Raw genomic sequence first — 24,004 nt, 5'->3', positions numbered from 1 at the left:
AACCGGTACCAGAACAGCGGGGCGGCATCGTTGGTGCCGCCCTGTGTGCATCGGTTGGATTTAGACAGTGCAATTCCACCGCAATATTAACCGACGCCTATCGCCTGCCAGCGGATTGTGCAGCGGGCAATTTTTGTGTCCCCCCATATGTGAAGTGTGATGCGAAACCCTTGCTGTCCGGTCCTGCCCACATCTACCCGATAGCGCAGATTTTGGGCCTTAGAGCAGTCAAAACTACTAAGACCGTAGGTGACATCGGGCTTGTCGCGAAAGGGGCGCTGGAACACGATCATTCTGGAAACCGACCGCGCGCCATGACCCGTCCACATGAAATCGTTCGGATTTACGTGATTGAACAGCTCCTGCTCCCCCGAGGCGAGGATCATTCCCGCAGGCAGTTGCAGGACCGTCTGTCCGCTGGGACGGCCTGTTCCATTTGGCGGCGCCGGCTCACGAATGGTATTGTGGTTAGGTCGAACAGACGGGCCAACAGGTGAAGGCAGCTCTGCTGTTTGGTCGCGATCAAGAAGCATCGCCCTGTTCGCCCATATCAATGTGTATGCGGGTGCATTGGCCCACGTTGATTGCAACCAGAGTAAGCGACAGAGTGCTAACAAAGGTTTACCGATGCCGTCCGCACCAAGCTAAAGCGCCCACAATTTGAACTAAATCGCAGCGATGCCTGGCCAAGTGGTTAACTTTAAAAGGATAATAGTGGTGCGGGCGGGGGGACTCGAACCCCCACGGCACAAAGGCCCACAGATTTTAAGTCTGTTATGTCTACCATTCCATCACGCCCGCAACCGGCTGACTGGAGGCGCACAATTGCGGTTTGGGCCGCGATTGTAAAGCGTCTCCATGCGCGGTTTTCAGAAAAAGTTGCTTCCCATGCGAGGACGCAGGCGGGCGGCCATCTCGGCCCCTATCTCCGCGGCGTCAGAGCGTGCACCGGATTGGGTGTCTGTTAGGCTTTCGCTGCCATCGGGGCGCAGCACTTCGCCTCGCAGTTTAATCCGGTCGCCGTCGAGCAGGGCAAGACCCGCAATCGGTGTTTGACAGGACCCGTCGAGCCCACGCAACAGGGCGCGTTCGGCGAACAGTCGGGTTTGCGTGTCAGTGTCATTGATCAGGGCCAGAGCAGCGGCCGCAGCCTCGTCGCCCTTGCGCCGTTCGATCCCAATGGCGCCTTGTGCGATTGCGGGCAGCATATCGTCGGGCGAAATCGGAGTGGCTGTATCGGCGGGCATATCAAGACGTTTCAATCCAGCCATCGCCAGAAAGGTCGCCTGTGCCACACCTTCGGACAGTTTGCGCAGTCGGGTCTGCACATTCCCACGGAATTCAACCACTTGCAGGTCAGGGCGGCGGTGTTGCAACTGCGCGCGCCGCCGCAGGGAAGAGGTTCCCACGACAGCCCCTTGGGGCAATTCTGCGATGCCGGTCACGCTGGGCGACAAAAAACCGTCGCGCACGTCTTCGCGGGGCAGGATGCAATCAATCACCAGACCGTCTGGCAGATCGACAGGCATGTCCTTCATGGAATGCACGGCGATGTCGATGGCGCCGCTTAACATCGCTTCTTCGATTTCTTTGGTAAACAGGCCCTTGCCGCCGATCTCGCTTAAGGGGCGGTCCTGAACGCGGTCGCCAGTGGTCTTGATCGTGTGGACCTTAAAGGCGGTTTCAGGCAGGTTCAGCGCGGCCATAAGACGGTCGCGGGTTTCATAGGCCTGTGCCAGCGCCAGAGGAGAGCCTCGGGTGCCAATGTTCATCGGGGTATCAGAAGAATAGGTCATAGGTTGCGGTTTAAGGCCGCGATCCCCCATAAGCAAACGGGAAAATGTCGCGGACGGGTTCCCCAACGGGCAGGGGCGGGATATAGCGGGGCAAGTTTGCACGAAAGGCTGCGCGATGAAAACAGAAGACAAGTTGTTGCTGCGTGCACTGCGCGGGGAAACCCTGCCGGTGCCCCCGATCTGGATGATGCGTCAGGCAGGGCGGTATCTGCCCGAATATAAGGCCACGCGCGCGCAGGCAGGGGACTTTCTATCGCTGTGCTACAACCCTGATCTTGCCACCGAAGTGACCCTACAACCGATCCGCCGTTTCGGTTTTGATGCGGCGATCCTGTTTGCTGATATCCTGCTGGTGCCACAGGCGCTGGGGGCAGATTTGTGGTTTGTCACGGGCGAGGGACCACGGTTGTCTACCGTTACTACACCGGCGGATTTCGCCAAGCTGGGATCGGCAAAGGACATTCACGAGACCCTGTCCCCGATCTATCAAACCATCCGCAACCTTCGCGAAAGCCTGCCAGCAGATGTGCCGCTGATCGGTTTTGCCGGTTCGCCCTGGACCGTGGCGACCTACATGATTGCGGGGCAGGGCACGCCTGATCAGGGGCCAGCCCATGCGCTGATGAAAGAGAACACGGCGCTGTTTGAAAAGCTGATTGATCTGATCACCGAAGCCACGATCCAATACCTGTCCAAACAGGTGGAGGCCGGTGCCGAGGTGGTTAAGCTGTTTGACAGCTGGGCCGGATCGCTCGACGGGTTGTCCTATGCGAAATACTGCATCCGCCCCACCGCCAAAATTGTGTCCCGCCTGCGCGAACGCTGGCCTGATCTGGCCATCATCGGCTTCCCGCGCGGGGCAGCGCCGGACGGTTATGCCGCCTATGCCAAACACACCGAAGTGGACGGTTTGGCCATCGGCGGCGAGATGGACGCGGCTTGGGCGGTTGAAAACCTGCAACCATTTGTTTGCGTTCAGGGCAATCTGGACCAGACCTTGCTGGTTGAAGGCGGTCCACGTCTGGTGTCCGAAACCAAACGCATCGTCAAAGCCTTTTCTGGTGGTCCTCATATCTTCAACCTCGGCCACGGGATTACGCCGGATGCGGACCCTGACAATGTGAAACGTATGATCGACGCGGTACGCGAAGGCTAAATCCAGCAAATTTCCCTGCCGGTCGCCTAATCGTTCGGCAGGCGCTGCCCTACAAAAGGCAGAACTTCTGCAGGGCAGGGCAAAGCCTGCATGTTTGAGGTGTCCCTAGTTTACTAGACACCTTCTTAGTTTATGTTTTGCTGTCTGCTCTCGAAGCCGATGGGCGACAGCAAGTCGTTTCTCGCATGTTTGCGCTTTGGCTTTCGCCACCAAACGGCCGTGAGCAAGGCCTGGAGTACAAGGTCGGTTAGTTGGCGTGATTGTGTCGCCTAACCGATCAACTTGCGCGAATAGAGATCGATAACCACAGCTAAGTACACGAAGCCCTCGTAGGTTTTAATGTAGGTAATATCTGAGATCCAAACCGTATCCGGCTCAGCGATATCAAACTGCCGATCCAACGTATTGCCGATCCCAGCGCGGATCCCTGCCAAACGGGCCAGCCTTGCGACCCAGTTTGGGCAACTGGTCACGCCCAATTCCATCAGATCATTATGCAGCTTGCGCCTAGCAGTGATTGCATACAATCACCTACCGGCCAATGTCTACCCATAGACCTTGTCGTTGTCTTTCCATGCATCCTTGGGGAGCTTTGTCTGACGGGCATCCTCACGCGCACTGTGACTTAACTTATTCTTAAACCATGCCTAGAACCCGCTGGGGTGAATGTTGAGGCAACAACACATCCGGCGCACCAAAAAGATGGAGCGATGCTCGGCAACGAACGCGTACTTCATTCGTTGTCCGGCACTGCATGTTTACAAGCGTGAGAGGTTTACATTCTTGGCGAAGTAATCTCTCGGGGATTGCTACATATTTCCCTGTCGGTCAGTGCGCGGCTGCCTTTTTTTTAAATATCGCGCTCCTCCGTCATCCGCGCCAGTTCATGCTTGAGCCCGCCGATCTCAGCTTCATGGTCGACAGATGATGCCTGCGACGCGGCTTTCGTATACAACTTCATCCATTTGTAGAGCGAGTAAATGCTGACGCCTGACCGCTCTGAAACCTCACGAACTGCGCACCACCGAACTGCAATCTGATGAACTGCATCGCGCTTGAAATCTCCACTGAATTTTGGCTTCCCCATAACGGCCTCCTTGCCTCAAAATTAGGGAAGAAAGCGCCTACAATACTAGGGGCTATTCTGTTACAGGCCAAAGTCCGGCAATGGTGCAGCACTACACCAATAAGGTTCGCCAAAAGATCAGAGCGATTCAAGCGCAGCAAAAGCGAACAGAACAAATACAGAATGTTTAGACCTTGAGTTTCGTGCTCGCAAGAAATCCGCTAAGCCACTGAAAACAAATGGAGGCGAGTACCGGAATCGAACCGGTGTACACGGATTTGCAATCCAGAAAGAGATAAAGCAAAAACAACGGCTTAGGGGTGCAAAATGCCCCCTGACAAAAGGTGAACAAAAAGCGAAAGTTTCAAAGCCAAGTTCGCCGGTTCAAAACGGAAAAGGCCCCGTCACAGCGGCAACTGTGAACCGGGGCCAAATAGAAAAAGCCTGTCAGCTTTCGAAAGACATTAGCACGGGCCACTGCCGCTCCGCAAACGCTCAGTCGGCTTTTTCGCGACTTCTGACCGGTGAGGTGGTCCAATGAGCTGGCGTATCGCAAACGAATGCGCAGAGCGTCGCTTTGGCAGCGCCGCGCGCAAGCAGATCATCATGTTCCTAGCCGATAAAGCGAGCGATGACGGCTCGGGCATCTGGTGCTCCAAGGGGACCATCCAGCGCCACACAGAGCTCAGCGAGAGCACCGTCAAGCGCACCATCATCGACTTCCTGCGCGAAGGCATTCTGATCGAGACAGGGCGGCGGCAGTGCAAGAACGGCTACACCGTCATTTACCGGATCGTTTTGGAACGCGTGGCCGCGCTCGAACCCACGGCTGAGCCCGACATTCAGACGGGGGTCACTGTGAACCCCGTCCAGCCTGAACCCGGTACGGGGTCCACGGTGAACGGGGTACGGGGTTCACGGTGGACCCCAAACCATCCTAAAACCATCCATAAACCACCTACGTGCAGGCGCGAGGCGGCGGAGGAGGTTGAAGACTCTGAAGCTGAGAAGATCTTGGCGGCCTATCCCGAGGACAGGATCCGAGACCGGCGAACCAGTCTGCGCCTGATCGCAGCGGCCTTGAAGGCAGGGGTAGAGCCGGATGACCTGAAGCAAGCGATCAATGCCTATGCCAAGGAAAGCGAGGGCTACACGCGCAGCAAGGTCTGTTTCTCCGACAACTGGTTCAAGATGCGACGTTGGGAAAAAGGGCTCGCCCAGATACGGGCTGATCGCGAGAAAGCGCGAGAGGCCGAAGCCAAAGGTCGTGCCAGCCTCACCGAGTGGATCCACGAGCGCCATCCCTTGTGTCGTCACATCACCAACCGGCAGATCGAGGACTTAATTGCATCGAAGCTGGTGACGCCTGAGCAGGTGCGCGCGGCGGGACTGCAAGCGTGAGTGCAGCTCGATTGTTACGCTATGGCGTAAAAAGTAGATATTTACGTTGCGGCGTAATTCTTTTTAATTTACGCTGTGCCGTAAAAGGAGCCACATCATGGACCTCACAGCACGAACGGCCGAGCAAATCGGAGAGGCACTCCGCCGGACGCGCAAAGCGCGCGGCTGGACCCAAAGCGATATCAGCGCGCGTACGAATTTGCGCGTCGCGACAATTTCGTCGCTCGAGAATGGCGACGCGGGAGCGAAGCTCGCCACAGTGCTCGCTGTCATGGCGGCACTTGGGCTTGAGTTCCGATTGGTGGAGCGCGGTGGCTCGCTTGAGATTGAGGATATCTTCTGATGGCCAAACACGGACGTAGCGGCACGATGCAAGTGCTTCTGAACGGGCGGTCGGTCGGGGCTTTGCGTCTCGCTGGTTCAGGCGCGATCAGCTTTACCTATGACCCGGAATGGTTGGCATGGGAACATGCCATGCCCATCTCGCTTTCGCTGCCTTTGCGTGAAGAGGCACACCAGGGCGGCCCTGTGATCGCCTACTTGGAAAACCTGCTGCCGGACAATCAGGCGATACGAGAGCGCGTTGCCGCACGGGTGCGTGCGGGCGGCACGGACGCGTGGCACATGCTGGAGAAAATCGGGCGCGATTGCGTGGGGGCCCTGCAATTCGTCTTAGGTGAGATTCCAGAGTTTGCCGCGCTCGAGGGAGAGCCCGTATCTGAGGCACAGATTGCGGATATGTTACGCAACCTCACAAGCGCTCCGCTAGGCTTGGACGAGGAAGACGACTTCCGCATTTCCATCGCAGGGGCGCAGGAGAAAACCGCGCTGTTGCGCCACGAGGGCGCGTGGATCCGTCCATCAGGGCTCACCCCAACAACCCATATCCTCAAGACCCAGCTTGGTGTTCTGCCCGCAGGGATCGATTTGTCCGATAGCGTCGAGAACGAGTTCTTCTGTATGAGCTTCTGCCGCGCCATGGGCATGGATGTGGCGGAGGTCGAGATTGCCGATTTTGAAGACGTGCGGAGCCTTGTCGTGACGCGGTTTGATCGGCGTTGGACCAAGGATGGCCGCTTGATCCGCCTCCCGCAAGAAGACTTATGCCAAGCGCTGACAGTCCCACCCAGCCAAAAATACCAAATGGATGGCGGGCCGGGGATCACCGAAGGGATCGGATTGCTGAATGGTAGTGATGACCCTGAAACAGATCAGCGCGCGTTCTTCCGTGCGCAGGTGCTGTTTTGGCTCTTAGGCGCGACAGACGGGCACGCTAAGAATTTCAGCATCGCATTGCGCCCCGGCGGTTTCCGTATGACCCCGCTCTACGATGTGCTGAGTGCCCAAAAAGCCGTGGATGACGGTCAAATTCGCCAGAACCGGATGCGCCTCGCGATGGCCGTCGACGGACACTACCGGATCAACGAGGTGGTGCCGCGTCATTTCCTGCAGGCTGCGAAGGCGGCAGGTTTTGGTGTGGCGCTAGCGGAAGAGATCTTGTCGGGCGTCGCTACAGAGCTTGAACCCGCCTTGGACAAGACACTAGCAGACCTGCCGGATGGGTTTCCACAGCCATTGGCGGAAGCCATTGCTGCTGGCATACGACGTCGGGCGATTGCCTTTCATGCCGTATGATCCGCAGATCATATTTCCGCTTTATGGTCGGTAGGTCATATTAACTGAGAGCAATCTGCTGGCCCAATACAGGAATTTCAGCGTTCCAGGCCAGTTTTGGCGGAAAAGCCAAGAGATTGATGGCCAAACTCAGATCCTCAACGCCGTGTTTCTGATTGCTGCACATAAGCGGGCAGCCGTGTCAGACGCGGGACAAACCCCGCTTCAACAAGAAAATTCCCCTGCGCCAGCGCATTCCTCGCGAGGCAAGTTTCTCGCTGACAGTCCCTTGGTGCCCACTTTGGCCATGTTCATCGAAACACTTAAAGTGAGGATCAAAAAGATGGCTACACAAACTCTGAAACTGAACGTCAAATCCGGCGAAAAAGACGGCAAGAACTTCTGGGATCGCTGCGGCGTCCTCTTCGTCAACACCGACGACAACGGCAACATCACCTCAATCAACGTCAAACACAGCATGTTCCCCGACGTCGAAATGGTCGCCTTCCCGCGCCGCGATGACGACCCAGTCACCGAATGACCTCAGCGCTAGGGCGGCTCTGGCTGTTTTGAGTTGGGAGTCATCCCTCCACCTGTAAACAATTGTACATGATTCAAAATTCTTTTCAGTTTTTTGCTCATAGGCCTGTCGGTACAAATTATCGCTACAAACAAGGCGAATTTTGGCTTGGAGCGTTTCTCCGTCCCTGTTTCGCCGATAACAAGGAGGAAAGAAATGTTCAAGATTTCAACGGGACTCGGGTGCTTATTTGCTGCGGCAATCACCGCCTCGGCGGCCCAGGCAGACGACTGCGGTGAAGTATCACTGATGCAGGCCGATTGGGGGTCAGCGCAAATTGTGACCGCAGTCTCGAAGTTCCTGATGGAGCAAGGCTATGGTTGCGAAGTGACGACGGTTCCGCTCTCGAGCAACCCCGCGCTGGCATCCGTATCCGAGACTGGAGAGCCTGATATTCTGACTGAAATCTGGACAAACGGCGCGCCGGCTTACCAAGGGCTGGTTGACTCAGGTGCAATCATTCCTGTGACCGAAGTTCTATCAGATGGCGGTGTCGCAGGGTTCTTTGTTCCGAACTACCTTGTGGAGGAGCATCCGGAACTGGCAACAATTGAAGGCATCGCAGCCAATCCCGAACTCGTCGGAAATCGCTTTCACAATTGCCCCGAGGGATGGACTTGTCTGAATGTCAGCACCAACCTGATGAAGGCAGGCGGGTTGATTGATGCAGGCATTGAAAACTTCGTGCATGGATCAGGCGAAACCCTTGCGGCTTCGATCGCTGCCGCCTACGAAAACAAAGAGCCGTGGTTCGGCTTTTATTGGGCACCGACATCGGTACTGGGCAAATACCCGATGACCCTGGTCGATATGGGCCCCCATGACCCTGAAAAGCACGCCTGCAACATCACAGCGGAATGCGACACGCCAGCAATGAGCGCCTTCCCTCGCAGTGAAGTGGTTACAGTTCTTTCCAAGGAATTCATGGCTGAAAACGCAGAAATCTCTGAGCTGATGACAAATCTGTCCTTCACCAACGCACAGATGGGCGAAACGCTGGCATGGGTCGAGGATAACAATGCCTCCTACGATGAAGGTGCTGTGCACTTTCTGACGACCTACAAGGATGTTTGGGGGGCGTGGCTTAACGATGCTGCGCGCGACAAACTTTCCGCATTGCTGCAGTAAACTGCACGGACAGGGGCATCCTCAGCGATGCCCCTAACGCACTGAAGTAGATCGGAAAGTGGGATAAATGGCCTTCTATGACAAGTTATTCAGCGCATTGGGTTTGAGCGAATGGTGTGGCACGTCAGACGATAAAGCGCCTCTTTCGCTGGCGGACCTTGCGGCGCAAGCAGGAGGAGAAGAGGCCTCTGGACCGCTCATGCCAATTCCCTCGTTTGATAATCTGCATGAAAGCTGCAACCGCATATGGCAGTCGCGCGATGTAACCAACGGGATCGAAGAAGGGTTTCTGGCAGCCAAACCGGTCCTGAAAACTGTTCTGGACCCGATCACACAACCACTGAGCTGGATGTTGGATGGCGCACTTTGGCTGTTTGAAGCGATGCCGTGGTTCATCATGGTCCCGCTTCTGGTGGCGATTTCCTGGTACGCCTCGCGTTCGCGCCCTGTGACGATCTTTGTCGCCGTCTCGATTATGCTGCTGGCTGTCGTAGACCACTACGATGTGGCGATGCAGACTCTGTCGATCATCTTTGTATGTACGACGATATCGGTGCTGTTCGGTGTGCCCATTGGTATTGCCATGTCGAAATCCGACCGATTGCAAAAAAGCGTGATTCCGTTACTCGACCTGCTGCAGACCCTGCCGACCTTCGTGTACCTGATCCCTCTAATCTTCTTGTTCTCGGTCACGGAATCGAAACTTTATGGGATCGCGATCATCCTTTACGCGATTGTCCCGGTGATCCGCCTGACCGATCTGGGCATCCGCCTTGTAGATCAGGACGTGATCGAAGCGGCCAATGCCTTTGGCATGAATGACCGCCAGAAACTGATGCGAGTACAATTGCCGCTGGCGCTGCCGAACATCATGGCCGGGATCAACCAGACCATCATGATGAGCCTTGCCATGGTCGTGATCGCCTCTCTTGTTTCGGCCCCTGGCCTTGGCGTGAACGTGTTGCGCGGTATCCGAAACCTTGAACTGGGTGTGGGCATCGTCGCTGGCATCGGCATTGTTCTGCTGGCCGTGATCCTTGACCGCGTGTCCAAGGCAGCTCTCACACGGGTCGATAAGACCCAAGTCAAACATTAAGGAGCCGGTTCAATGACACAACCAATGGTCCGCCTGTCCGGGCTCTATAAAATATTTGGCGCCCGCGACAAGGACGTGTTGCAGCATGTCAAAGGAGGCATGGGCAAGGAAGAATTGCTGGCGCAGCACGGGCACGTGTTGGGGCTCAACAATATCAACGTCGATATGCAGGCGGGGGAAATCACAGTGGTCATGGGCCTGTCCGGCTCTGGGAAATCTACTCTGATCCGCCACCTGAACCGGTTGATCGAACCCACTGCGGGCGAGATCATCGTGCAGGGTGAGGACGTGATGCAACTGTCCGAGGACGGGTTGCGCCATGCTCGACAGGAAAAGATGTCGATGGTGTTCCAGAAGTTCGCGTTATTGCCGCACAAGACCGTGCTGAAGAATGCAGGCATGCCCTTGTCGGTGCGTGGCGAAGACGAGGCCACCTGCGACCGCGAAGCCGCGAAATGGCTGGACCGCGTCGGTCTGAGCGGGTTTGAGAACCATTATCCAGCGCAGTTGTCTGGTGGGATGCAGCAGCGGGTGGGCATTGCCCGGGCGCTGAGTGCAAACACACCGATCATGCTGATGGACGAGGCGTTCTCGGCCCTTGACCCGCTGATCCGGACCGACATGCAGGACCTGCTGCTCGAGTTGCAAAAAGAGCTGCACAAGACCATCATTTTCATCACTCACGATCTTGATGAGGCGCTGAAGCTGGCCGATCACCTTGTGATCCTGAAGGACGGCTTTGTCGTGCAACAGGGCGAGCCGCAGCACATCCTGCTGAACCCGAGTGATCCCTACATCGAAGACTTCGTGAGCGACATCAACCGCGCACGGGTTCTGCGGGTGCGCTCGGTTATGACCCCACTTGGGGGTGACAAAGTGCCCGCAGATGCCCATGGCGAAGTGGACGTGAACGACACGCTCGAAAGCATGATCGCTCGGTCCGGCGGGGATACGTCACACGCTTATATCGTCAAAGATGGGGAGCAGACGGTCGGCACACTGGATATGACCGAACTGGTTCGCGCTCTTGTCCCTCGCGTCGCATCCAAGGCCGGTGCGCGTCAGTCCTGACGCGCGCTGATGGCCGAGCTGGAATTCAACAGATTAAGCCCGGAAGAACCGCATGGTTGGGTCGGCCTCGATCTGTTCGAACAGCCAGTCCACAAACGTATCGAGCTTTGGGTTGGGTACACGTTCTTTTTGCGTCGCCAGATACCAGCGACCTGGCTCTGGCACCGAAATGTCGAACGGTCTGACCAAACGCCCCCTTTCAAGATCACGCGTGCAAAACGGTGCCCTTGAGATGCTCATTCCGTGGTTGTTCAAAACGGCTTCGCGGACAAGAGGGTAGTTATCGAAGATTGAGCCAAATTTCATGGTTTCGCGATCTAAGCCTGCCGCATCCAACCAACAGTCCCAGTCATCCGGCTCATTCCATGTGCTTGGGACACTCAACAGCAGGAAATTTCTGAGCTCTTCCAGCGGCATTCCACCGCTTGCGGTTTTCAAGGCCTCCGGAGCACATACCGGGTAGATATCGGTTTCGAACAACGGGCTATAGTCAAACCGTTTGTCAAATGGTGGTGCATTGAACACGCCCACATCGAACCGGTGCATGTCATAATCACCGTCTTCAAAGGTAGAGACGATGCGCACGCGTGTGTCCGGATTATCCTGAAGAAAGTCTGCCAATCTGGGCTGAAGCCACATTGTATTGAAACTTGCGTAGGACTGAACGAGCAACACGTCCGGTTCCTCAGGTGTCTGGATGCGCCGTGTGGCTTTGATAATGCCCTGAATGTGCTCGCGGACCGGCGGGTAATATTGCTCCCCGGCCGGTGTCAGTTCGACCGAACGGCTTGTGCGTTCCAGTAGTTTAACGCCGATTGATGTTTCCAATGCTTTGACCTGGTGGCTGACTGCCGCGTGCGTCACACAAATCTCGTCAGCGGCCTTTCGGAAGCTCTTGTGACGCGCCACTGCCTCAAAAGCGCGCAGTGAAACCAGCGTGGGCATGTGAGTGGTCATTGCTGCATCTCCTTGATGAAACCAACTCTGCTTACCCTCAAGAAGAATTATCCGACGACGGGCGCGAATATAGCAGGGTATTGATACTCTTTTTCATAACCTGTCCGGGGGTAGCACGCAATTCGCGGCGCGATGTGATCGGTTAGAATTTCTTGATGAAAGGAAATTTCTTTCAATTCTTCGACTGGGTGAGAAATGCCAGATTAGCAGATAAAGATGCTATGGGATTCCACCTTAATGCCACCACTTTCACCTTCGCCAAATGCATATGGCTATCCTTTGCTGATTAAACACTTGCTGGCCGGATCCCAGCTCGCGTCAGCCAGCCAAGAGATCGTCAGCGGCACCGAAATGCGACTGAGCTACGCGGACTTGGGCAAACGCGTGCGCCAACTTGCCAATTCTCTAAAGGCCAGCGGGATACATGAGGGCATGCGCGTCGGTGTCATGGATTGGGATACGCACCGTTATCTTGAGTGTTTTTTCGCGATCCCGATGATGGGCGCGTCCCTTTTTACGATCAACGTCCGTCTATCTCCTGCCCAGGTTCTTTATACGATCAACCACGGCAAATCGGATCTGATCATCGTGCACCGCGATTTCATGCCACTCATTGATGATATCAAGCCGGGCTTTGATCGGGACATCATCATTGTGCCGATTGGCGACGGTGAAGGATATGAAGAGTGGATAGGCGAGGCCTCAGGCAGCTTTGACTTCCCGGACTTCGATGAAAACCAAACCGCAACGTTGTTTTATACGACCGGGACCACAGGCAATCCCAAAGGGGTGAGCTATTCACATCGGCAGTTGGTCCTTCACACGTTGGGCCTGATCGCTGGTTTCGGCGCGTGGCCCGGGAATGCCGGATTTCATCGCGGCGACGTCTACATGCCGCTTACGCCCTTGTTTCACGTCCACGGCTGGGGATTTCCATATGCCGCAACGATGCTGGGACTGCGTCAGGTCTATCCCGGTCGATATGACCCTGACACAATCTTGCGATTGATTGCCGACGAAAACGTCACCTTTTCCCACTGCGTGCCCACGGTTCTGTCAATGGTGCTCGACCATCCGGGCTGCCCACAAATTGACCAGGACAGATGGAAAGTGATCATTGGCGGGGCCGCTTTGCCGCGCAATTTGCAGGACCGGGCGGCGGCGGCAGGCATATCCTTGCATGCGGCCTATGGGATGTCCGAAACCTGTCCATTTCTGACAGTGGCAAACTTGTCCAGCGATGATCCAGAGGTGCAGGCGCAAACCGGCTTTCCCGGCCCGCTTGTCGACCTTCGTGTTGTGACACCGGATATGAAAGACGTTCCGCATGACGGTGAAACAACCGGTGAAGTTGTTGCTCGGGCTCCCTGGTTGACACAAGGCTATCTGGATAATGCGCAAGCCTCGGATGAACTTTGGGACGGTGGGTATCTGCATACCGGGGATGTTGGGTATATCCGCGAGAATGGGTCGTTGCAGATTACTGACCGCCTCAAGGATGTGATCAAGACCGGCGGCGAATGGATTTCCTCGCTGGCACTGGAAAACATAGCATCGTCTTGTAGCGGCGTTGAGGACGTCGCCGCGATCGGGCTGCCGCACGTGAAGTGGGGCGAGCGGCCAGTGTTGGTCGCTCAAGCCGCAAAGGATGCCGATCCGGATATTGTGCGCTTGAGAGTCATGGAAGAAATCCAGTCGCGGGTTGACGCAGGCGAGATCTCAAAATGGGCAGTTCCAGACGAGATAATCTTTGTCGACCGCCTACCTAAGACCAGCGTCGGTAAGCTCGACAAGAAACTCGTGCGGAAAGATATTTCAACGCGCGCGGACTTAAAATCATGACAGACAAGCAACGCCGTATTCAGGCGCTTATTCATTCCATTGTCACCTATCTGCAAGCGCGCAGAGCTGCCACACGCGGCGTTGATCTGACGTTGGACAAGCTGGCAGCCATGGACCTGTCCGACGAGCGGCTCATTGATTTACCTCCCCAAGGAACCCGGCACGATGAGGTTCTGAAGAACGCCATCGCCGGGATTGCAGCCCCCGAATTGCAGGAAATCGCACGTTGTCTGAAAGCCGCCAAAGATGATCTGATCTGGCGCGAAGACAACGCCCAATTCTATCCCCCCGGAGCCGAATTAGGCGAGGGATACACAAAGTGTAACCTACATACTCTGCTGATCGGGCCGGACGCATGTGGGCGCCACCATCCCGATTTCAGCCTTGGCATTTTCATGCTGAGTCCACGGACGTTGTATCGGGACCACAACCACGACGCGCCAGAGCTGTACCTGAACCTGTCCGAGAAATCTGGTTGGCGGTTTGGCACCCGTGACTGGCAGGATTATCCGGCTGGATCACTTATCTGGAACGCTGCGGGCGAGCCCCACGCCACCCGGGTCTATAACCAGCCTTTCATCTCGGTCTTTGTCTGGCTCGAGAACGTGAATTCACCGTGCAACGTGATCCATTTCGACGACTGGACAGAAGTCGAACAGGATCTTGCCAAACTTTCGAATTAAGGTTTCCGAACATGATTTCCATTAAACACACCGAGGGTGTCGCTTTCATTGAGCTGAATGCCCCGCCAGTTAACGCTCTTGGCCTGAAGATGCGGCAGGCGCTTTCCTCGGCCATCCACGAGTTGGACGCCGATGAACAGGTCAAAGCTATCGTTCTATGCTCGGCTCTGCCGCTCTTTTGCAGCGGCGCTGACATCGTCGAGTTCCGTACCGGGGCAGTTTGGGACAAGCCGGACCTGCCAGACCTGTGTGTAACGATTGAAACCAGCAATAAACCCATTATCGCCGCGATAGCAGGTCCCGCTATGGGTGGTGCGCTGGAGATCGCGCTTGCCTGTGATTACCGTGTCGCCACGCCGGATGCCGTGATGGGCCTACCTGAGATCAAACTGGGGCTGCTGCCTGGTGCCGGTGGCACCCAACGACTACCCCGGATTGCCGGTCTGGAAGCGGCAACGCAAATGATCCTCTCAGGTGATCCCGTGAAAGGCGAATATGCCCTGTCTTGTGGGCTGGTCGACGCACTATTTGAGAACGACCAGGATTTTCGCGCGCATGTTTTGGGTTTCGCCACCCGTGTCAGCCAAAAGGGCGATCCGAAACGCAGTTGCGCGGATATGACCGTCACACACCCTGATCCGAAGGGATATCTGACGGGTTTCCGAGACCAGATAGCGCACACGTCCAAAAACCTTGTCGCCCCTGAACGATGTTTGGTGTCCATCGAGGCCGCGTGCGAAATGCCGCTGGCCGAGGGGCTGGCACAAGAGAAGGCAGGTTTCGCCGAACTGCTCGGTACACCTCAATCGCGCGCGGGCCGACACCTGTTCTTTGCGGAGCGTGAATGCAACAAGGTTCCCGGTGTTACCCGTGCGGACCGACCACGTGACATTGCTTCGGTCGCCGTGATCGGCGCGGGAACAATGGGGCGCGGCATTGCCATCGCCTTTCTGCAGGCGGGATATCCGGTCACGCTTCTTGAAACTACGCAAGGCGCGCCCGAACAGGGGCTGGAAAAGGTCCGGGAGCATTTCCAGCGTGCGGCTCAAAAAGGGCGGCTCAGTGCCGATCGGGCAGAGGCAATCGCCGCCAACGCCACTGGGACGCTCAGCTATGCAGACCTTGCGAAGGTCGACCTGATCATTGAAGCGGCGTTTGAAAGCATGAATGTCAAACGCCAGATTTTCGAAGCGTTAGACCTACACGCCAAACCTGGCGCGATACTGGCCTCAAACACATCGACGTTGGATCTTGATGAAATCGCCGCAGTCACGTCACGCCCGGAGGATGTGATTGGTCTCCATTTCTTTAGCCCGGCGAACGTCATGCGCTTGCTAGAGGTGGTGCGGGGCGCCAAGACCGCTCCCGATGTCATTGCAACGGCAATCACGGTCGCAAAGAAGATCCGAAAGCTCCCTGTCACGGTTGGCGTGTGCTACGGCTTTGTTGGAAACCGGATGCTGGAGCCATACTTTCGCGAAGGGTCTCGTCTGCTTCTTGAGGGGGCGACGCCGAAACAGGTGGATGACGTCCTTGAGAACTTCGGCATGGCCATGGGTATTCACGCAATGGCGGATCTGGCCGGTGTCGATGTGGGCGCCCGCGTGCGTCAGGAACGGCGTAGTGAAATCGCGCATGACCCGACATACCAAGCTGTGCAGGACAGGTTGTTTGAACTAGGCCGACTGGGTCAGAAAACCGGGCGAGGAAGCTATGTCTACGAGGGGCGGACACGGGTCGAAGACCCAGAGATGGTTCAAATCAGTTCCGAGCTGGCGGACCTGCATGGCGTGAAGCGCAGGGACATCGACGATCAGGAAATCCTTGAGCGTTGTCTGTTCCCCCTGATCAACGAGGGCTTCTTGATCCTTGAAGAGGGAATTGCAACGCGCCCGGGTGATTGCGACCTGATCTGGGTCAATGGCTATGGCTTCCCAAACTGGCGCGGCGGCCCGATGCACTATGCCGATGAGATTGGATTGAGCCAGATTCTGGAACGCATGACCCACTATCGGCAGTCGCTTGGTGCCTATGGCGAGATGTGGTTCACGCCTGCGCCATTGTTGGAAGAACTCGCAACCTCGGGCGTGACACTTACCGCGTATTTTGATGCCAAAAAGGAAACATCATGAGAGAAGCCGTTATCGTCTCAACCGCACGAACTCCTATTGGGGTTGCCTTCAAAGGTGCGCTGAACAACATCAAATCCCCTACCATGATGGGGCACGCCATTCAGCACGCGGTTGAACGTGCAGGCGTGGACCCCGGTACGATCGAAGATGTCGTCATCGGATCGGTCCTTACAGCGGGGACAGCAGGCATGAATGTCGCCCGTTTGTCGGCGCTGGCGGCTGGCCTTCCCAATACGGTGGCAGGACAGACGATCGACAGGCAATGTTCCTCCGGGTTGATGGCCATTGCGACGGCTGCAAAGCAGGTCATTGTGGATGGTCAGAACGTTGCCGTGGCGGGCGGGCAGGAAAATATTTCCGCCCTGCAGAATGCTTATCTGAAATGGGCGGGCGATGAGAAAGATCCAAACGTTATCGCCCAATCTGAGCATGCCTACATGCCGATGCTGATGACGGCGGAAAATGTGGCGCGGACCTATGGGATCAGCCGCGACGTCCAGGATGAATACGCCGCACTTTCGCAAGGTCGGACCGCCCGGGCTCAGGCGGCTGGTGCGTTTGAAGATGAGATCGTCCCGATCACTGCGATTAAGCGGGTCAAGAACCGCGAAACCGGAGAGGAAACCGTGGAAGAGGTGACCTTGTCAAAAGACGAGGGCAACCGGCCGGGTACGACGGCCGAAACACTCGGGGCATTGAACCCGGTTGTCGAAGGAGGACTGATCACTGCCGGAAACGCAAGCCAGCTTTCTGACGGGGCCTCGGCTTGTGTGCTCATGGAAGGCAAAATGGCTGAGCAACAGGGTCTCACACCGCTGGGTATTTATCGCGGCATGGCTGTTGCAGGAAACGCACCGGAAGAGATGGGGGTCGGCCCGATCTTTGCAATTCCAAAGCTGCTGAAGAATGCAGGTCTTCGCATCGAAGACATCGGCCTTTGGGAGCTTAACGAAGCCTTTGCCTGCCAGGTTCTGTATTGCCGTGACCATCTTGGGATCGATCCCGAAATCTACAACGTGAACGGCGGTGCGATATCGATTGGCCACCCCTACGGCATGACAGGTGCGAGACAAGTCGGGCATGCTCTGATTGAGGGGAGGCGTCGTGGCGTGAAATACGTGGTGACCTCCATGTGTGTCGGCGGAGGCATGGGCGCCGCAGCACTGTTCGAAGTCGCCTGACCACACTGAAATGAGTTCAAGCAGAGCGTTATCTGGTTGAGACATTGACATTCTGTCATCTGCGAAGGCCGCCATCTGCATGTGCTGTGTTTCATGTAAACCGGAATTGGTGGTACCTCCTGAGGCGTTATGACCAATGTCACGCCAACGATCCTTTCCACCGTTTCCAGCCAGTTTGTCGATGACTGGCTGGCGGCGCTGCGTGCCCTGTGCCCAGAGGCGCAGATGGCGTCGCTGCTTAGCCGGTCCGGTCTGAACGCGGATACGCGCGCGCCGAATGGTCGCGTCACGCTGGATCAGATTGTCTGTCTCTATCAACTTGCCGCTGTCGAGACCGGCGATGTGATGATGGGGCTTTGGAGCAGACCCGTGCGACCGCGTGCCTTACAACATCTTCTGACGACTGTCAGAGAAGCCACGTCTCTTTCTTCGGCACTCTACCGGTTTTCGACCTTCTGGAATTTGCTGCTGGATGACTATCAGTTTGATCTGGATGACACTGACAGCGCCCTCACACTGAGCCTGAACCCGCAAACAGATGCACCTGTACAACGGTTTGGCCACATGCTGATCCTCAAACTTGCCCACGGGCTCATGTCTTGGCTTTCAGGGCATGAGGTTCCGGTTAAAGCCGTTGATTTCGCGTTTGATCGCCCGGACTTTAATCAGGATTACGCGATTATCTTTCCCGCACCCTTTCAGTTTGGCCAACCCGCCACTGCGATCTCCTTCTCCCCGAACGCTCTGGGCCCTGTGCAAGCGCGTAGCACATCTGATCTTGACCGGTTTTTGCAAAACGCGCCCCGGGACTGGATTTTCACCTCTTCGCGCGAGCACACCCAATCGCTGCGGGTGCGCACTTATCTGGGCCAAACGGGATGGGACGCGGCGACCCTGACCCAGACAGCATCCGCAATGCACATGACGCCGCGCACCCTGATCCGCAGGTTGCAAGCGGATGGGAACTCGTTTCAGGCGATCAAGGATGCCCTGCGGCGCGACATCGCGATCCGCGACCTGCAGGCGGGACGCAAAAGCGTCGAGGCCATCGCACATGATGTCGGCTTTTCCTCTGCTGCCAATTTTCACCGGGCCTTTCAACGCTGGACCGGCAGCACCCCCAGTTCGTATCGCAGGATGCAGACGTAAAGCGCCTGTTTTGTCACTTTTGGACAATGATCTGTCAGCGCACGAGATAGAGCGAAGAATTTTCTCCTGCTAGATCTTGCGCAATAGATGGCGTTCTCACCTGGTTCTCCTCTAGAAGCTTGACCCGCTGCCTGCTCAGCAGGTGCTGAAGTGTGGCGTCATGTGAAAAGAGCCGCTCACAAAAGGACCGACCAATGTCAGACAAACTCGCCACCATACTCCAAGCCGCACGCGACCACGCCGAGCAGGTCATCCTGCCCAATGTGGACGCCTGGAACGCCGCGAAGACATGGCCCCGTGATGCGTCGGACAAAGCCGGGGCCGCTGGCCTGACGGGGCTCTACGCCCCCGAAGAGTTTGGCGGCCAAGGCTTGCCCCTTTCAGAGGGCATTCAGGTCTACGAACAACTGGGACTGGGCGATGGTGCCTATGCCTTTGCCCTGTCGATGCATAACATCTGCACCTTCGCGGGCTGCGGTTATGGCACAGATGCCTTCAAGGAAAAATGGGCACGGGATCTGACCTCTGGCCGCAAGCTGGCGAACTTTGCACTGACCGAACCGCAATCGGGGTCGGACGCAACAAACATGTATTCGCGGGCTGTGATCAATGATGACGGCACTTGGACGATCAGCGGTGTGAAGGCATGGGTCAGCTTGGCGACCGAGGCTGATATCTATTTCACGGTGGTCAAGACCAGCAATGAACCCGGCCACAAGGATATGGCGATGATTGCCATCCCGGCCGACACTCCGGGCCTCAGCTTTGGTCCGCTCTACGACACCCCGTCCTACAACTTCCTGCCTCTGGCCGAGATGTACATGGACAAAGTCGTGGTGAGCGAAGACAATATCATCCTGCCCATTGGCCAGGGCCTGCAAGGCTCACTCATGGCGATCGATATTGCCCGCGTTTCGATTGCGTCAGGATGCTGTGGATTGATGCAAGCTGCATTAGATACGGCGCTGTCCTATTCCAAGAACCGCAAGATGTTTGGTGGCAAGAACCTCGATCTGGACGGGATCCAGTGGATGCTGGGTGAGGTTGCAACCGATCTTGAAGCCTCCAAGCTGCTTTATCGAAAGGCGGCAGAATCCCTTGGCACGCCCGAAGGCCCTCTGATGGCCGCTCATGCCAAACGGTTTGTGCCAGATGCCGCAGTGAAGGCTGCGAACACCTGTACGCAAGTGTTGGGTGGCATGGGGCTGCTGCAGCCTTATGGTCTGGACCGTTTGTCCCGCCTCGCACAAATGCTGCGGATTGTGGACGGGACAACCGAAATCAGCCGTGTAGTTATCGGGCGGGCCATGCAAAAACGAGCGGCAACCTTGCCTGATCTGCCAGTACCGAAAGGATTTGGTGAGACCGGCTGAACATTCCAGCTCCCGGTGAAGCGGAGCCGAGCTGAAAATTTCCTCAAGGATCGGTAAAATCGAATGACCGGCTGCATACGTGTGGCCGGTTACTCGAGATTGCAGACCTTGATGCAAACGCAGCGAATTCACCCTTTGTCCCACCGCTCATTTCTTGCCTGAAGAAGTCTCGCTGCGCCTGGCGCGAATGGCAGCTCTTCTCGCTGCATTGTCGTACTATAGATGATGCGTGCGGCAAAATATGTGCTGCGAACGCGCAGCGAGAAAATCAAACTCACAGAATGGGCTCATTCCGGCCCTTAGCCCCGATTTGCACCAAGGTCCGGTACTTCATGTCGCTCTGGGCAGATTGTCGATCGAAGCAGGCCGTCTTCGTGCAACGCGGCCTGCGTGTCGCCGTTATCCCACTGATACAGCAGACCGATTTCTTCGCCAGTCTTGATACACGTAATGCGACCGATGGCTTCGGCCGTCGTGCGAACACTCTCAAGTTCGGGCAAAACTAGCCCCTCTCGTTAAACAGTTCCTTGGGAGCGATGTCGAGAGCATGGGCCATCCGCTCCAGAACATCGATCGATGCTGAGAATTTCGCGAGTTCGATCTCGCTGATGTAGCTACGATCCAGGTCGGCAGCTAATGCTAATTGTTCTTGGCTCAACCCTCTGGAATTTCTTAGATTCCGGATATTTAACCCTACTTGTTCCCGTAATTTCATGGCCTGTATTCGGCCAGATCACAAGAACCGCTCTACGGAATATATTCCACAAAACGCGCGCGAACATCATAAACCCTATGCTCGCATATGGTGTGAAGGTTGAGGTTGGAGCCAGTGTATCAATACTGAGGTAATGTAATCAAAAGGTATTTATTGATATGCGGTGCAAACTTATCAGGAATTGGACTGCCGGAGTTGCTTTGGCTTTGCTTTCAACCGTGGCTCCACAAGCGGCAAAAGCCTATCAGGTTGACTGCGCCATTCTGCTTTGCCTGGCTGGTGGGTGGCCCGCGTCAGCAGACGGTGCCCATGCCCGCGCCGTGTTTATCCGCAGGATTACGCTCTGGCCGATTGAGCCGCCGTTGCAGATCTGGCGCTGCCCGATGGGTGTTTCTGAGCGCGCGCCGTTGCAAAGTATTGATCCTAAAGTCTGGGAGGCCTGCAACCAAAATGGTCAAATGCTCGGCCACATCATTCTGGCACAGGTGGTCGAAGACGGTGCCGATATCGACATCAGTGGTCTGGAATTCGATTTTGTGCGCTCGATCCGAGTCTGGGATGTTCGGTACTACAGCCATCGCAAAGGCGGGCGCGACGATGATTGTTCTGAGAGTTACAACATGCGCCTCGGAACCTACGGCACGCAGGGCGAATTTGGCTGGCAACGCACGACACCAGCGGCTTCCCCGCAATGGGTTCTGCCGTCACGGCGCTGTTCGTCATCAAATTGGCGACGAGGTGTTGGCGTGGAATGGGAAGATCACGAAGGTAACCACGGATATGAGTGGGTGGCCTACTAAGGCTATTCGCCGATGTCTTTCATACGTTCCGCGATATCGCCCGCAATGCGCTCATAGAGGGCGGCTTGTTTGTCCCTAGGCGTTCCAGGCTGAGGGTTTCTCCGGCGGATGCGTTTGGCAAGCCAGAAGAGCAACCGCGCGGCGGGGTCATCCAATTTTTCCGGCACAGGAGCCGGATAGTTTTCTTCGAGGAGGGCAACGACCTCAGCATTCATACTGCGGTGGTTGGCCTCGGCTGCGAGGCGTATACGATCGCGCAGGCCGTCCGGCAGCCGCACGATGAACTTGTCCTGATTTTGAGCACCTTGTTCTGACATGGTGGCACTGTGCCATAAAATTCGATCGACGCAATAATGGCTAAGTGCCACTAACAGGTTGTGATTTCAACCTGGAGGCGTTTCATGAACAGTCGTAAACCAATGCAGCTTCGGCTTCCGCAAGAGCTCAAAGAGTGGATCAAGGCGGAGTCCGATCGCAACGGCAACTCCCAGAATTCTGAAGTGATCCGCGCCATTCGCGCGGCAAAGGACAGGCGCTCTACACCTGGAGAAATTGGAAATATCATTATGGATCAGGTCGATAATGCGCGTTGTTAACCCAGTGAGAGAGGTGTTGGTACTATGACCAAAGCAAGTGCACAGACGAAAGCGAAACAAGCGGCCTCGGCCTTTATCCGCGAGGCGCGGGAGGCAGGTTGGCAACGCGCGAAGTTCGAGATCAAACCCGATGGCAGCGTCATCGTTGACGCCAACATGGTGGCGGCCGAGGCAGTAGACGACTTCCTCAATAGTGATTTGAGAATGGGCGAATGACCCGCAAGAGCCTGCCAAAATACGTCTACAATGACAGAGGATACCTTCGGTTCATCCGGCGGTCGCGTGGTATCTCCGTCATGATGCACGAGGAAGCGGGCACGCCGGAATTTTGGGATCACTACAATCGACTGCTGAAGGGAAAGCCAGCGCCTGCGCCGGTGAGGCGCAATTTTGAAGCGCTGATTCTTAGCTATTACGAGAGTGACGCCTACAAGAAGCTGAAGCCCCGGACGAGATCCGACTATCGGCGGTACATCAGCCACATTCGTGAGATCTGGGCCGAGAAAGACCCGGCCAGGATCGAAACCCATCACATTTACGAACTGCACCGCGCCAATGCGGATCATTGGAGGCAAGCCAACTATCTCGTTCAGGTCATGGTCGTCTTGATGAACCACGCGCGATTGATTGGCTTTATCAAGAAAGAGCATGGCAACCCGGCGAAGGGCATCCCGCTCTTTAAGCAGCAGAGCGACGGCTGGGAGCCTTGGCCAGACGATGTTCGTGCCGAGTTCGAAGCGCTGGCTTCAAAGAGGGCGCGGCTGGTTTACGAGCTTTGCGTTGGTACAGGCCAACGCATTGGCGATGTCGTGAAGATGAAGTGGGAGCACTTTTCCGATGAAGGTTTCGATTTTACGCAGGGTAAAACCGACAAGCCGTTGTGGATCCCGCTTACCAACCGACTGAAAACCCATCTCGAAGGCATCGCGCGAACAGACGGCACTGTTGTGATCAACGCGAAGGGTCGACCAGTGAGCTACCGTATCGTTGCCGAGGAAATGCGTACCATCAAAAGGAAGATGAAGCACGAGAAGGCGAGCTACTACAAAACGCACGGGCTAAGGAAAAACGCGACGATCGAGCTGTATCTGGCAGGATGTGATGACGAGATGGTCAAGGCTGTCACAGGTCACTCAGGCGTTGAGATGCTGAAAAAGTACGGTGGGCCGATCCGGCAAAGAGAGCTCGCGAAGCGCGCTCAAGAGGCAAGAAACCAAATGGAACGAAGCAAGACCGAAACGTGAAAGTTTCAACGGTTGTTTCAAAAATGGCAGTGAAGGAGAGTTGGGATGACGCAAGTCATTGATTTTATTGGAGGCGAGTACCGGAATCGAACCGGTGTACACGGATTTGCAATCCGCTGCGTCACCACTCCGCCAACTCGCCTATTGAACGGGGCGGGTGTGTGATGTGCTCACCCGCTTTTGTCTTCGTTCTGGGGCCTTATTGCGGTTTTTCTGAGGGTTGTCTAGTGCGGTTTTGTGATTGGGGCGCAGCTTTGTGATCTCGGGTTTGAACGACGCTTTCTGGTGAGGCGTTATGCCGTTGGCTGGGGGCAAGGGGGAGGATTTGGGTTTCGGATCGCCAATTGCGGCAGGAATGAGGGTTTGTTTTCCGATTGTGTCTGAAACCGGATGCGGGGCAGGCCGCATTTCCTTTTTGTTGACG

24 protein-coding genes, 2 tRNA genes and 1 pseudogene are annotated in these 24,004 nt (G+C 56.1%); 18 read left to right on the top strand and 9 right to left on the bottom strand.

Annotation, left to right across the window (positions count from 1 at the left end; all coding sequences use genetic code 11):
* Positions 1-86 precede the first annotated feature (86 nt).
* From IEX10_RS05465 to hemC, 3 genes are all read right to left on the bottom strand, one after another.
* Positions 87-533, bottom strand: coding sequence for an H-type lectin domain-containing protein (locus IEX10_RS05465; RefSeq protein ID WP_188671752.1), 447 nt, complete (start codon positions 531-533; stop codon positions 87-89).
* A 182-nt stretch (positions 534-715) separates the two neighbouring features.
* Positions 716-801: transfer RNA gene (locus tag IEX10_RS05460), tRNA-Leu, on the bottom strand.
* 68 nt (positions 802-869) lie between these two features.
* Complete coding sequence (hemC, locus tag IEX10_RS05455) at positions 870-1,796, bottom strand: hydroxymethylbilane synthase (RefSeq protein ID WP_188671750.1); 927 nt, start codon at positions 1,794-1,796, stop codon at positions 870-872.
* A gap of 115 nt (positions 1,797-1,911) precedes the next feature.
* On the opposite strand from hemC, the gene hemE reads away from it, so the two are divergent.
* The gene (hemE, locus tag IEX10_RS05450) at positions 1,912-2,952 is read left to right on the top strand and encodes a uroporphyrinogen decarboxylase (protein ID WP_188671748.1); all 1,041 of its coding nucleotides are present in this window, start codon (positions 1,912-1,914) and stop codon (positions 2,950-2,952) included.
* A gap of 188 nt (positions 2,953-3,140) precedes the next feature.
* Here the strand turns inward: hemE and IEX10_RS05445 are convergent.
* Positions 3,141-4,039: pseudogene (locus IEX10_RS05445) on the bottom strand (DDE-type integrase/transposase/recombinase); the annotation flags it as partial.
* A 516-nt stretch (positions 4,040-4,555) separates the two neighbouring features.
* On the opposite strand from IEX10_RS05445, the gene IEX10_RS05440 reads away from it, so the two are divergent.
* The 7 genes from IEX10_RS05440 to IEX10_RS05410 all read left to right on the top strand — a co-directional run bounded on the left by IEX10_RS05440 (position 4,556) and on the right by IEX10_RS05410 (position 10,908).
* Positions 4,556-5,419 carry a hypothetical protein gene (locus IEX10_RS05440; protein ID WP_188671746.1) on the top strand — a complete coding sequence of 288 codons (864 nt, stop codon included), beginning with the start codon at positions 4,556-4,558 and terminating at the stop codon, positions 5,417-5,419.
* A 97-nt stretch (positions 5,420-5,516) separates the two neighbouring features.
* A complete protein-coding gene (locus tag IEX10_RS05435) occupies positions 5,517-5,762 on the top strand; it encodes a helix-turn-helix domain-containing protein (protein ID WP_025059995.1) in 246 nt (81 codons plus the stop codon).
* Entirely contained in the window at positions 5,762-7,054 is a 1,293-nt protein-coding gene (locus IEX10_RS05430; protein ID WP_188671745.1) for a type II toxin-antitoxin system HipA family toxin, read from the top strand. Before IEX10_RS05435 ends, IEX10_RS05430 begins: the two co-directional genes overlap by 1 nt.
* 322 nt (positions 7,055-7,376) lie before the next feature.
* Positions 7,377-7,574, top strand: coding sequence for a hypothetical protein (locus tag IEX10_RS05425; protein ID WP_188671743.1), 198 nt, complete (start codon positions 7,377-7,379; stop codon positions 7,572-7,574).
* Positions 7,575-7,769: 195 nt separating this feature from the next.
* Complete coding sequence (locus tag IEX10_RS05420; protein WP_188671741.1) at positions 7,770-8,741, top strand: ABC transporter substrate-binding protein; 972 nt, start codon at positions 7,770-7,772, stop codon at positions 8,739-8,741.
* A 67-nt stretch (positions 8,742-8,808) separates the two neighbouring features.
* A complete protein-coding gene (locus tag IEX10_RS05415) occupies positions 8,809-9,837 on the top strand; it encodes an ABC transporter permease (RefSeq protein WP_188671739.1) in 1,029 nt (342 codons plus the stop codon).
* Positions 9,838-9,849: 12 nt separating this feature from the next.
* A complete protein-coding gene (locus IEX10_RS05410; protein ID WP_188671737.1) occupies positions 9,850-10,908 on the top strand; it encodes a quaternary amine ABC transporter ATP-binding protein in 1,059 nt (352 codons plus the stop codon).
* Positions 10,909-10,941: 33 nt separating this feature from the next.
* On the opposite strand, the gene IEX10_RS05405 is transcribed toward IEX10_RS05410, so the two are convergent.
* Complete coding sequence (locus IEX10_RS05405) at positions 10,942-11,865, bottom strand: LysR substrate-binding domain-containing protein (protein ID WP_188671735.1); 924 nt, start codon at positions 11,863-11,865, stop codon at positions 10,942-10,944.
* 237 nt (positions 11,866-12,102) lie between these two features.
* Between IEX10_RS05405 and IEX10_RS05400 the strand changes: the two genes are divergently transcribed.
* The 6 genes from IEX10_RS05400 (at position 12,103) to IEX10_RS05375 (ending at position 20,225) form a co-directional block, all read left to right on the top strand.
* Positions 12,103-13,707, top strand: coding sequence for a fatty acid--CoA ligase (locus tag IEX10_RS05400; protein ID WP_188671733.1), 1,605 nt, complete (start codon positions 12,103-12,105; stop codon positions 13,705-13,707).
* Positions 13,704-14,390 (top strand): dimethylsulfonioproprionate lyase family protein, encoded by a 687-nt coding sequence (locus tag IEX10_RS05395; RefSeq protein ID WP_188671731.1) that lies wholly within the window; start codon positions 13,704-13,706, stop codon positions 14,388-14,390. The genes IEX10_RS05400 and IEX10_RS05395 overlap by 4 nt, the downstream gene beginning before the upstream one ends.
* Before the next feature lie 11 nt (positions 14,391-14,401).
* On the top strand, positions 14,402-16,522 hold the full coding sequence (locus tag IEX10_RS05390) for a 3-hydroxyacyl-CoA dehydrogenase NAD-binding domain-containing protein (protein WP_188671729.1): 2,121 nt from the start codon (positions 14,402-14,404) through the stop codon (positions 16,520-16,522).
* On the top strand, positions 16,519-17,703 hold the full coding sequence (locus IEX10_RS05385; protein ID WP_188671727.1) for an acetyl-CoA C-acyltransferase: 1,185 nt from the start codon (positions 16,519-16,521) through the stop codon (positions 17,701-17,703). The genes IEX10_RS05390 and IEX10_RS05385 overlap by 4 nt, the downstream gene beginning before the upstream one ends.
* Before the next feature lie 129 nt (positions 17,704-17,832).
* The gene (locus IEX10_RS05380; protein WP_188671725.1) at positions 17,833-18,852 is read left to right on the top strand and encodes an AraC family transcriptional regulator; all 1,020 of its coding nucleotides are present in this window, start codon (positions 17,833-17,835) and stop codon (positions 18,850-18,852) included.
* 194 nt (positions 18,853-19,046) lie between these two features.
* Entirely contained in the window at positions 19,047-20,225 is a 1,179-nt protein-coding gene (locus IEX10_RS05375) for an acyl-CoA dehydrogenase family protein (RefSeq protein ID WP_188671723.1), read from the top strand.
* Between the two features lie 299 nt (positions 20,226-20,524).
* Here the strand turns inward: IEX10_RS05375 and IEX10_RS05370 are convergent, their stop codons facing one another.
* Both IEX10_RS05370 and IEX10_RS05365 read right to left on the bottom strand, forming a co-directional pair.
* The gene (locus tag IEX10_RS05370) at positions 20,525-20,725 is read right to left on the bottom strand and encodes a hypothetical protein (protein WP_188671721.1); all 201 of its coding nucleotides are present in this window, start codon (positions 20,723-20,725) and stop codon (positions 20,525-20,527) included.
* Positions 20,726-20,727: 2 nt separating this feature from the next.
* Positions 20,728-20,940 carry a helix-turn-helix domain-containing protein gene (locus IEX10_RS05365; RefSeq protein ID WP_188671719.1) on the bottom strand — a complete coding sequence of 71 codons (213 nt, stop codon included), beginning with the start codon at positions 20,938-20,940 and terminating at the stop codon, positions 20,728-20,730.
* Between the two features lie 158 nt (positions 20,941-21,098).
* Between IEX10_RS05365 and IEX10_RS05360 the strand changes: the two genes are divergently transcribed.
* Positions 21,099-21,740: a hypothetical protein gene (locus IEX10_RS05360; RefSeq protein WP_188671717.1), complete on the top strand. Its 642-nt coding sequence runs from the start codon at positions 21,099-21,101 to the stop codon at positions 21,738-21,740.
* 2 nt (positions 21,741-21,742) lie between these two features.
* Here the strand turns inward: IEX10_RS05360 and IEX10_RS05355 are convergent, their stop codons facing one another.
* A complete protein-coding gene (locus IEX10_RS05355; RefSeq protein ID WP_188671715.1) occupies positions 21,743-22,057 on the bottom strand; it encodes an Arc family DNA-binding protein in 315 nt (104 codons plus the stop codon).
* Positions 22,058-22,141: 84 nt separating this feature from the next.
* Between IEX10_RS05355 and IEX10_RS05350 the strand changes: the two genes are divergently transcribed.
* Genes IEX10_RS05350 through IEX10_RS05340 form a run of 3 tightly spaced genes read left to right on the top strand, consistent with a single transcriptional unit; the run spans position 22,142 to position 23,580 of the window.
* The gene (locus IEX10_RS05350) at positions 22,142-22,336 is read left to right on the top strand and encodes an Arc family DNA-binding protein (protein ID WP_188671713.1); all 195 of its coding nucleotides are present in this window, start codon (positions 22,142-22,144) and stop codon (positions 22,334-22,336) included.
* A gap of 24 nt (positions 22,337-22,360) precedes the next feature.
* Positions 22,361-22,552 carry a hypothetical protein gene (locus IEX10_RS05345; RefSeq protein WP_014880562.1) on the top strand — a complete coding sequence of 64 codons (192 nt, stop codon included), beginning with the start codon at positions 22,361-22,363 and terminating at the stop codon, positions 22,550-22,552.
* Positions 22,549-23,580, top strand: coding sequence for a site-specific integrase (locus IEX10_RS05340; RefSeq protein ID WP_188671711.1), 1,032 nt, complete (start codon positions 22,549-22,551; stop codon positions 23,578-23,580). Before IEX10_RS05345 ends, IEX10_RS05340 begins: the two co-directional genes overlap by 4 nt.
* Positions 23,581-23,648: 68 nt before the next feature.
* Here IEX10_RS05340 and IEX10_RS05335 read toward each other — a convergent pair.
* Positions 23,649-23,722: transfer RNA gene (locus IEX10_RS05335), tRNA-Cys, on the bottom strand.
* Positions 23,723-24,004: the final 282 nt, after the last annotated feature.

The sequence above is a fragment of the Neptunicoccus cionae genome, from assembly GCF_014643735.1.
Taxonomy (GTDB): domain Bacteria; phylum Pseudomonadota; class Alphaproteobacteria; order Rhodobacterales; family Rhodobacteraceae; genus Amylibacter; species Amylibacter cionae.
This window is presented reverse-complemented; position numbering and strand designations above follow the sequence as displayed.

What these genes read in the sequence shown, in the direction of transcription:
- IEX10_RS05465 (WP_188671752.1), bottom strand. Translation starts at nt 533, where the DNA reads ATGCTTCTTGATCGCGACCAAACAGCAGAGCTGCCTTCACCTGTTGGC.
- hemC (WP_188671750.1), bottom strand. Translation starts at nt 1,796, where the DNA reads ATGACCTATTCTTCTGATACCCCGATGAACATTGGCACCCGAGGCTCT.
- hemE (WP_188671748.1), top strand. Translation starts at nt 1,912, where the DNA reads ATGAAAACAGAAGACAAGTTGTTGCTGCGTGCACTGCGCGGGGAAACC.
- IEX10_RS05440 (WP_188671746.1), top strand. Translation starts at nt 4,556, where the DNA reads ATGAGCTGGCGTATCGCAAACGAATGCGCAGAGCGTCGCTTTGGCAGC.
- IEX10_RS05435 (WP_025059995.1), top strand. Translation starts at nt 5,517, where the DNA reads ATGGACCTCACAGCACGAACGGCCGAGCAAATCGGAGAGGCACTCCGC.
- IEX10_RS05430 (WP_188671745.1), top strand. Translation starts at nt 5,762, where the DNA reads ATGGCCAAACACGGACGTAGCGGCACGATGCAAGTGCTTCTGAACGGG.
- IEX10_RS05425 (WP_188671743.1), top strand. Translation starts at nt 7,377, where the DNA reads ATGGCTACACAAACTCTGAAACTGAACGTCAAATCCGGCGAAAAAGAC.
- IEX10_RS05420 (WP_188671741.1), top strand. Translation starts at nt 7,770, where the DNA reads ATGTTCAAGATTTCAACGGGACTCGGGTGCTTATTTGCTGCGGCAATC.
- IEX10_RS05415 (WP_188671739.1), top strand. Translation starts at nt 8,809, where the DNA reads ATGGCCTTCTATGACAAGTTATTCAGCGCATTGGGTTTGAGCGAATGG.
- IEX10_RS05410 (WP_188671737.1), top strand. Translation starts at nt 9,850, where the DNA reads ATGACACAACCAATGGTCCGCCTGTCCGGGCTCTATAAAATATTTGGC.
- IEX10_RS05405 (WP_188671735.1), bottom strand. Translation starts at nt 11,865, where the DNA reads ATGACCACTCACATGCCCACGCTGGTTTCACTGCGCGCTTTTGAGGCA.
- IEX10_RS05400 (WP_188671733.1), top strand. Translation starts at nt 12,103, where the DNA reads ATGCCACCACTTTCACCTTCGCCAAATGCATATGGCTATCCTTTGCTG.
- IEX10_RS05395 (WP_188671731.1), top strand. Translation starts at nt 13,704, where the DNA reads ATGACAGACAAGCAACGCCGTATTCAGGCGCTTATTCATTCCATTGTC.
- IEX10_RS05390 (WP_188671729.1), top strand. Translation starts at nt 14,402, where the DNA reads ATGATTTCCATTAAACACACCGAGGGTGTCGCTTTCATTGAGCTGAAT.
- IEX10_RS05385 (WP_188671727.1), top strand. Translation starts at nt 16,519, where the DNA reads ATGAGAGAAGCCGTTATCGTCTCAACCGCACGAACTCCTATTGGGGTT.
- IEX10_RS05380 (WP_188671725.1), top strand. Translation starts at nt 17,833, where the DNA reads ATGACCAATGTCACGCCAACGATCCTTTCCACCGTTTCCAGCCAGTTT.
- IEX10_RS05375 (WP_188671723.1), top strand. Translation starts at nt 19,047, where the DNA reads ATGTCAGACAAACTCGCCACCATACTCCAAGCCGCACGCGACCACGCC.
- IEX10_RS05365 (WP_188671719.1), bottom strand. Translation starts at nt 20,940, where the DNA reads ATGAAATTACGGGAACAAGTAGGGTTAAATATCCGGAATCTAAGAAAT.
- IEX10_RS05360 (WP_188671717.1), top strand. Translation starts at nt 21,099, where the DNA reads ATGCGGTGCAAACTTATCAGGAATTGGACTGCCGGAGTTGCTTTGGCT.
- IEX10_RS05355 (WP_188671715.1), bottom strand. Translation starts at nt 22,057, where the DNA reads ATGTCAGAACAAGGTGCTCAAAATCAGGACAAGTTCATCGTGCGGCTG.
- IEX10_RS05350 (WP_188671713.1), top strand. Translation starts at nt 22,142, where the DNA reads ATGAACAGTCGTAAACCAATGCAGCTTCGGCTTCCGCAAGAGCTCAAA.
- IEX10_RS05345 (WP_014880562.1), top strand. Translation starts at nt 22,361, where the DNA reads ATGACCAAAGCAAGTGCACAGACGAAAGCGAAACAAGCGGCCTCGGCC.
- IEX10_RS05340 (WP_188671711.1), top strand. Translation starts at nt 22,549, where the DNA reads ATGACCCGCAAGAGCCTGCCAAAATACGTCTACAATGACAGAGGATAC.